Genomic DNA, 8481 nt, shown 5'->3' with positions numbered 1-8481 from the left:
GACAGCTATCTGGCCGGCCTGCACCTACGCGGAGCCGTCTTATGGATCCGAAGCCTCCGGCCAGCTTAAAGATCCGAACTCCGTACAGGCTCTAGCGGGGCTGGACCGGCGAGCACCCCGCACCCGATCCGGATGAGGGCACCACGGGCTCTCCACCCGCCCTCTCCCATCCCCTCATGGTTTACGGCGCCACAGAACCCGACCACCGTCGACGACCGCTTCCTTTTCGAGCGAGGAGCCGACCTCCTCCTGCCTGGGCCTCCAGTCGAGGTACGGATAGAGCGCCGCCCGCCAACACAATCGCACAAGCAACAAATCACCCAAAAACGGGATGAACCCAATGAATAGGTCACGAATGCGATAGGAGGCCATACGCGACAGAACCCCGATCGCCAGCACCACGACGATTCTGAGGCTCACGAAACTCAGGACATCGGAAAGCATCAGCGATGCTCCCCGGCCTCCCCACTCTTCACCGCCCCTGAAAAGCAGATCGTTCGCCGAGGAGAAGACAACGAAGCTGAGCACCACGGACATGGTCAGCAGTCCCACGGTTATCAGCCCCCTCGACAACGGGCCTCTCGCCGTCCGAACCCGGCGCTCCAGGTCGACCGGCTCTTCACCGTCTCGCGACATGCAGGTAACCCCTTTTCCGTCAGGCCCGTCTCCACCGAGACGACCGACCTCGTAACGTTGCCGCCCGCGCCCCGTCAGCGGTTTTCGAAAGCACGGAGAGCACCTCCTCCGAACCGGAGGCTCGTCTCCGGGACTTGCGGCCCCACCACTCCGGAATCGACGCGTCACTCCAAACGCCGGGCCCAAGTGTCAGGCCCCCGTCAGGGTGGCGACTGCCACCCGGCGGAGGCCTGGTGATTCTCTAGCTGTGGATGTTCAGGACACGCCTAAACGAAATAGTAGGGGTCCGGCTTTCCATACACCCATCGGGTTTGAGTTCTGTAATCGTACCAACCCCACTCCCGGTAGTAACGCTTGGGAAACCCAAGGATCCGGTGGCTCGCTATCAACTTTGCCCGGTAGTGCGTCGTGTAAAGCGACCGCCACCTCTCCCGGCTCACGGGCTTGGTGGGGCAGGCCCTGCCCGGCTCCACCTTCTTCGCGCAGACATACTTCACATCGACCGCGCGCTCTATTCTCATGATTGTCCGAGATTGACCGAAGTAGCGGTAGTCCCAGTCGACGCACAGCCCCCAACACGCAACCGAGTCCACGAACTCGAGGAGATCCGCCTTGACCATGTCTGGAACGCCGTAGAAATTGATCCAGACACCCGTGACGATCTTGTAGAGCCTCCACGCCCCCTCTTGCCACGCGGCTCTGCCGTCGAGGTCAACGCAGTTAACGGGATCGCCGTGACAGTAATCGTAGGCGTTGGCACTACCGCCGACGACGGGATCGACCTGCAGGAAACGCCCCGTCGTGGGGTTGTAGAGGCGGGCACCCATAAGGACCAGCCCCCCGAGTGCCTCCGCGGAACGCTGTGCGCCACCGAGCCAGCCGTACCTGTTCGGGTTCGTGATGTTGGCCGAGCTGGGCGTACCATACTCGCCCTGCTCGAAATAGGCGGTTATCCCCGTCGCGCCGACACTGTTGGCCGCTGTGGCGGCGATGTCGCCGTGCAGATCGGACAGAAGGAGCGTGACGGTGCCGTCGCTGCTCTGAGTGGCTCCCAGGCCGTTCAGAGCGACCACGTTCCGGGTCCACCCGCCGCCGATCTCCTCGATCCAGGCCGGAGAGTCTCCGCTCCCGGTGTAGTGGTTGGTGATGGTGCCCGACGCCACGCCACCGCCGCTGGTCACACTGCGAATCCGCCCGAGGGGGTCAAGGGTGAACTCGCGGGTATGAGCGCCCTGGGTGAGACTGGCGACTGTGTCGTTGACGTGATAGCCGATTTCCAGATCGACCCCGCCCGCGACATGCGCTCCGGGGACCGAGGACGTACGCCCGAACTCGTCGTACGTGTATCCGCTGCCAGTGATCCGGTCGGCGGCGTCGTAGGTGTAGTTCTGGGTCACCGGTGTTGTGGACACAGAACAGGTGCCGTTGGCGGCTGGTGGATATTCAGACAGACTGGTCCGGTTGGTGTTCAGGTTGAAACCGGACACCCGCGTGACGCAGCTTCCCGCATAGGTGTCCGCCACCTTCGTCAGGCGGCCGGCCGGATCGTAGGTGTAGCTCTGCGCACCGCCACCGGGACTCGTTTGCGAAACGGTCCGCCCCTCGATGTCCGGTACGGCGGCGAACTCCAACCAGGTGGTACCAGACTTGACATAACTGAGTTTGACCTGCTCGCCGACACCGTTGAACCGGCTGATCGCGGACAGGCCGTTGGGGTAGTCCTGCCGGACGAGTTTGCCCTCCCCGTCGTAGGCACCGGTGAACGTTCCGGGGGTGCCGGTGTTGACGCTGGTGACCAGGCCGCGTCGTTCGCTCTGCCCGGCTGCGTCGGTGCCGTCGTATCCGTAGGTCGTGGTGCCCTTGCCGTCGTTACGACTGGCGACCCGACCGACCGTGTCGTAGCCGATGGTGGACGTGTTGCCGTCCGCGTCGGTCGTGGTCAACACTCTGCCCAGGGCGTCATAGGTAATGACGACGCTGGATCCTCCGGCTGTCACCTGGCTCTGGAGGCCGGTGGAGGATTCGTAGCTGATCGTACTGTCGGGAACCGCGGTTCCGCCTGCGGAGGTGGGAGTCACCACGACGTGCGTGCCGGTAACTCGTCCCGCGGCATCATGATTGGTCGTGGTGGTGCGTACGGTGGATCCAGAGGTCTCGGTGACCGCGTCGCCCTGGCCGTAATATCCGTAACCAAAGGTCGCCGCAGGAACCGTCGTTCCGGCTGGCTGGGCCTTGGAAGCGGTTTTGCAGACCAGACCGGCCCACTGCGGTTTGCTCCCGCAGGCCGTGACCGACGGATGCGTACCCGCCGTGTAGTAGGTCGTGACCGTGGCCCCCGCGTCGGAGCCGCTCGACGCTGGCAGCCACCGCTCCACCTCCCGCCCCGCGCTGTCGTAGCGCGTCCTGTGAACGATGTCGGTGCTTCCCGGGACGACTGTGGTCTGGCTGGTGGCCAGCCTCAATTCCCAACCCGAAGTGTCGCCTGAGACGATCGGGGCGTATCCGGTCTTGGAGACGTGGATGTCCGCAGTTCCAGGAGTGGCCGTGCCATCGATCACCACGGGCTCGGTTGTTGTGGTGGTGACCAGGTGATAGCCGATATTCGGGTCGGGTTTACCCTCGTCGTAGACATAGCTGGAGCGCTGTCGGGCCGAGACCACTGCGCCGGATGCCAGCGTGATCCGGTGTGCTGGACCGTCTCCGGAGAGGAGATCACCGAACTCGTTGTAGGTCCGGACGGTGGCCAGCAGGTTGGCGCGCTCGGCGGAACTGTTCAACCCCGCCACGTAAGGAGCGGTGTCAGCGGTCGGGGTGAGCGCCTGAAGCAGGTTACCCGGGGAAAGCTCCCACACCGCGTTACCGTTGCCGTCGTAGCCGGTGGAGGAGATCTGCCAGGAGCCCGCTCCGTAGACCGCGGTGTTGACCGCGCGACCGTTGACGTCCACATAGGTGAGATGGCCGTATTCCCAGTCGCCCGCGGCGGGCTGGTAAGCACCGGTTCCGGTGCGTGATGGGACGCGCCAGTTGGGAAACACCGCAGTGCCGACCCTCGGCAGATCCGATACCTGGCCCCACGTCGCGACCGTGGACCCGGTCAGGTCGATCGGTGAGGAGATGGGCACACCGTAGGCGACACTCTGGGTCAGGTCGGTGGTGCCGGCCTCACGCTGCACATGTGCCAGGCGCCCCGACGTGTCGTACTCCACGTACCAGGGGTTCTGGCCGGGAGGCGTGATCTGGGAGATCCGGCCTCCGCCGGTGTAGTAGTACGTCGTGGTGAGGTTGATCCTGGTGTCACTGACGGTACGCAGGTGACCGGTCGAGTCGTAGCTGTACGCGGCGACGACGGCGGTCTTCATCGCGGATGTGACCGGGTCGTAAGCGGTGTAGGAAATCGATTTCACCAGGCCCGCGTAGTCACCCCAGCCCGAGCCGATCCCCGAGGCGGTGGTCGTGGTGGCGTAGGTGATGTTCAGCGCCTTGCAGCCGGCGACCAGGCCGCTCGAACAGCTGCCCCCGGAGGGAACAGGTGCCAGCATCCGGGTGACCCGCCCCTGAGCGTCCCGGGTGTAGGTGATCGCGTCCTCACTGCCAGGTTCGTCGATCGAGGAGGCACCCCACTGACCGTTCGCCAGCGTGAGAGTCGTCTTCACACTGCCCGGATCGGTGTGGGTGAACTGGGTCGAGGAGTCCTTGACCACCGTGGAGCCGTCGGACGAATCGCCGACGCCGGCGAAGGTGCCGTCATCCTGAACCGTGTAGGTGAGCTGTGAGCCGTCCGCGCCAACGAACAGTACATACCCATCGGCGGAGTGGTCCTCGAAGCGGGCCCCGGCCACTCCCGAACCTCCCGAGGGGAAGGATGCGGTCCATCCCGGACCGAACACTCCGGCGGCACCGGTCGCGTTCGGAGGGGTCAAAGCGGTGTGGCCTCGGACGACGGACAGACCAAAGACGTTCACATCGCCTGAGTTGATCGAGTAGTCACCGGTAAGCAGGGCGACACTGCCGGGGCCGAGCGAGGTCGTGGCGTATGAGGCTCCGAAAGCCGCCCGCTGCAAGCTGATCGTCACCGGATCTGAGCACTGCTCGGCCGTACCGGTGGTGAAACAACCGCGTACCTCGAGGGGGCCGTCACCGCGACCCGCGGCCTGCACTGTGGCGGCCACATCCCAGTACAGGTCCGCGAATGGCTGGCTCGTGTTGGAGCGGGTCTGCGGCCAGCCACTGATCGGGGTACCTGAGCCGGGAACAGTGACATGCGCGACGGGCACAGATGCCCAGATACCGGTTGAGGAGACATCGGCTCGGTATTCGTACCGCACTCCGGTACGGCCCGGTTCGGCATGGGAGGCCAAGGTGACCGCCGCCTGAGTGCGATCCGCGTTCAGCGGCTTGGTGACCTGGCCAACGCCGACTCCGAAGGTGTAGGTAGCGGCACCGGAGGTGTTACCGGCGGCGTCGCGAGCCCGCGCGTAGAGAGTGTGCCACCCTTGACCAGGGTCGATGCTGACCACCTTGGCGTCACCGCCGGTGGTGGCCACGCTCTTAACCGCCTGCGGATCGTTCAGGTTCCACACATACTCGGTGGCGTCGGTGGAGGCCGTGTCCAGTGTGCAACTCACCGGATTGGGTTGCTTGGCCGACCAGACACCCGCCGAGTAGGAGACGCAGGAGACAGTGGGCGCCGCCGGGGCCGTGGTGTCGATCGTCAGATACTGCCAGTCGGACCACGCCGAGTAGGTGGTGCCATCGTAGGCGCGTGCCCGCCAGCGAATCTTCCACCCGTTGCTCAGGGGGCCGGAAGGTACGGTCACAGCGGCATCCGTACCTGCTTGGACGTTGGAGGCGCTGCCGGACCAGATCGAGCCGGTCCCCTGGCCAGGAACGGCCGGGTCATGCTCCACCTGGAACTGCCCGGACAGTGCGCCGCCGTCGGCGTCGTTGAGCTGAGCCCGTAAGGACGGCGTCGCCGAGGAGGTCAGCGTTCCCGCGGACGGGGTCACCGACAGCGCGCCGATCGTGGGCGGCGTGGTGTAGGTGATGGAGAGTTTGGGCGGGCTGTTGAACTCGATGGTTTCCTCGGAGGACGCGTAGACCCAGTAGTCCATCCCCGTCTCCGTCGGCGCTCCCAGCACTAGGCCGTAGTTCGCCGTTCCGGATGCCCACGTCTGAGCGATCGTCGTGACGTCCCACTTCATGTAGCCGCTGCCGCATCCCGGATGCTGGGAGCCTTCGGTGCTGACCGTCGCACCCGTGGTGGTGTTGGACGGTTGCGGGGACCAGTCGATGGTGGAAGCGTCCCAGCTGCTCGTCACCCGCCGTACCTGAACCCCCGCGCCCACGGCGGTACCGCAGGCGGGGGCGTCCACGTTGCGCAGGACGAGTTGTGCCGCGGTGACCGCAGAAGGAAGACCGGTGGTGTCGAACCGCAGATAGCCTCGAGCTTTCTCAGCACCGGCGTCCATTCCTACCTTGAGGAACTCACTCCCCTCGTTGTTCCAGTCGTAGACACTGTTGACGTCCGTATCGTGGCTGAGCGGGAGCAGTACAGTCGGATCCACAGTCACCGGGTATTTTGTGGCGGGATCAGCGAGGAAGGAAGGATCTGGCCGGAGCACCAGAGCCCCCGCCTCGACGTTGGCGGTGATCTTCCCGGCCCGGCCCCGGTCCTCGGGACGGCCATGCGGCCCGCCCGCTCGGCCGGACACGCCCGCCTGCCACATCACCGGTACGGCGGAAGCGGCGACAATCTTGTCCTTGCCGTTGCTGAGTTGCAGGCGGCCGTTCTCCGAACGGCCGAGGGACAGCCCTTCCAGCCCGATCGGAATCTTGAACTCGACCGGACTCGAAGGTCTCTCGCGGAGCACGATGTCGAAGCGCATACCGGTCACCAGTGAGGTGACGACCAGATCTCCCCCCGGCACGACCTCGGGGTAGGTGGCGGTGTTGTCCTTCACCACCGGCTTGGGCAGCGGTGTGGGCCACGACAGCGCCACCGACTCACTTTCGCCTCGAATCAGCTTGGCGAACGGCGAACCACCGCCCGCTGAGAACTCCAGGTCGGCTCTGGCCGCCTTCGGCCTCAACACCCCACCGACCTCGGCCAGTCGACTATCGACCGGGATCCACCGGTCGTCCCGCTTGATGCGAGCGACGCCACTGACCGTCTCGGTGGTGAAGGTCCCGTCCTGGTTGGCGTAGGTCATGCTGGATTCGGTGGTCTGGTCAGCGATCAGCACCCGGCTCCCCTGAAGCCGGGCGGCCAGCGCGGCGGACACCCGGTCCGGCCGCTCCGCCACTGGTTGTGGCTTAGTGAGAGCGGAAGCCCATGACGACCCCGCGGCGGCTTCCGAAAGCGCGGGCAACCCCACGGTCGTGATGGCGACCGCGAGGATCGTCGCCCCGACCGACCGCCGGATCCCGCCGGTTCCTCGATATTGCCTGGTGGACAAGAAGGCCACTTTCCCCCCTGCATGACACGGAAGAGCACATACCGGCGAATGCTACGGATCAACGGCACATTTACGGCATATTTATGGCACATTGAGGGCAGCCCAAATAAAGCCCTCCTTCCACCGTCAACGAAAATCCGATCTTGCCGACCTTCAAGAAAAGATTTAAAGTTCACAACGGGATTAGTTATTCGACGAACTCCTCCTCACCCCAGGGGGTACGTTGCTATTTCGCGCGCTAGGACCACTGACGCTGGTCGGCGACGTCGGAGATCCGGTCGAAATCCGCAGAGGGAAGCACTCCACACTCGTCGCACTTCTGTTATATGCTGCGAATTCTCCGTTACCGCAGAGTTATCTCATCGAGCATCTATGGCACGGACGCCCACCCCAGTCGGCCGCCAGCAACCTCAAGACCTACATCGCCCAACTCCGTCGACTGATGTCGCCGGCCGATCCCGCCAGTGCCCCAATACGCACATCTAGAAATAGTTACAAAATCGAAATAAAGCCAGACGATTTAGATACCTCCGCCTTCGAAACATTCACCCTGCAGGGCAGGGAGCAGGCTCACACGGGTAACCACAGCGATGCCGCCGAGTTGTTCGCGGCCGGGTTGAGACTGTGGCGGGGACCGGCGCTGCACGGGGCCGATCTCGGCCCGGAGCTGATGGCGTGGGCGGAACAGCTGCAGGAAGAGCGGCTCATCGTCACCGAAGAACTCGTCAACGCGTGGCTCGCGCTCGGCCAACACGCTGAGATCACCGGTCGCCTCCACTCCCTGGCGGACAGATATCCGCTGCGCGAGCGTTTCCACGCCCAGCTCATGACCTCCCTGTATCGTTCCGGTCGCCAGGCCGAGGCACTGCACGTGTACCAACGACTGCGCCGTGTCCTCGTGGAACAGATAGGAGTGGAACCAACTCCGGAGGTGCGAGAGCTACACCAACGTATCCTCAGGGGGGATTCCAGCCTGGACCTTCATCTGACCGCCGGTCAGATCGCCGAACGCGCCCGTATGGCGGCACTCTCAGCGCTACGGGTATCACGGACGGTCGAGGAGAACAGGATCCCGGTGTGAGCGATCTCTGATCGGAACGCTCCGCCGCATCACTGGTCCACTGGGCTCGCCGATGCGCCCGGCGAACCACTCAGGGACGAGACGTCCCCGCGTCCGCCTCCCCCGCAAGTACCACTGCGAACACACCATCCGCCTCCGCGGGCACACCGCCCTCGAGTGGGGCGTCCCGACCGCGTCCTCAACCTCACCGGAACGCCTCCCTAGTGTCGTACGTCTGAAATTCGTCGGTTAAGTGCTTATCCTGATGTGCATGGGGCATCCGGGTCCGTCTGCGGTACCGATCGAGTTGACCGATGCTGAGCGCGCGTG

General features: G+C 64.5%; 3 protein-coding genes. 1 reads left to right on the top strand and 2 read right to left on the bottom strand.

The features are described 5' to 3' along the window. Nucleotides 1–174 precede the first annotated feature (174 nt). Both ACWEF2_RS31250 and ACWEF2_RS31245 read right to left on the bottom strand, forming a co-directional pair. Nucleotides 175–552, bottom strand: a complete 378-nt coding sequence (locus ACWEF2_RS31250) for a hypothetical protein (protein WP_453819846.1) — start codon at nt 550–552, stop codon at nt 175–177. Nucleotides 553–902: 350 nt separating this feature from the next. Continuing rightward, nucleotides 903–6878 carry a DNRLRE domain-containing protein gene (locus ACWEF2_RS31245; protein WP_453819845.1) on the bottom strand — a complete coding sequence of 1992 codons (5976 nt, stop codon included), beginning with the start codon at nt 6876–6878 and terminating at the stop codon, nt 903–905. 436 nt (nt 6879–7314) lie between these two features. Between ACWEF2_RS31245 and ACWEF2_RS31240 the strand changes: the two genes are divergently transcribed. Then, complete coding sequence (locus tag ACWEF2_RS31240) at nt 7315–8172, top strand: AfsR/SARP family transcriptional regulator (protein WP_453819844.1); 858 nt, start codon at nt 7315–7317, stop codon at nt 8170–8172. Nucleotides 8173–8481: the final 309 nt, after the last annotated feature.

This window comes from Streptosporangium sp. NPDC004631, from assembly GCF_053601935.1.
Note: the sequence above shows the minus strand (reverse complement) of the source record. Positions and strands in the feature narration are given on the sequence as shown.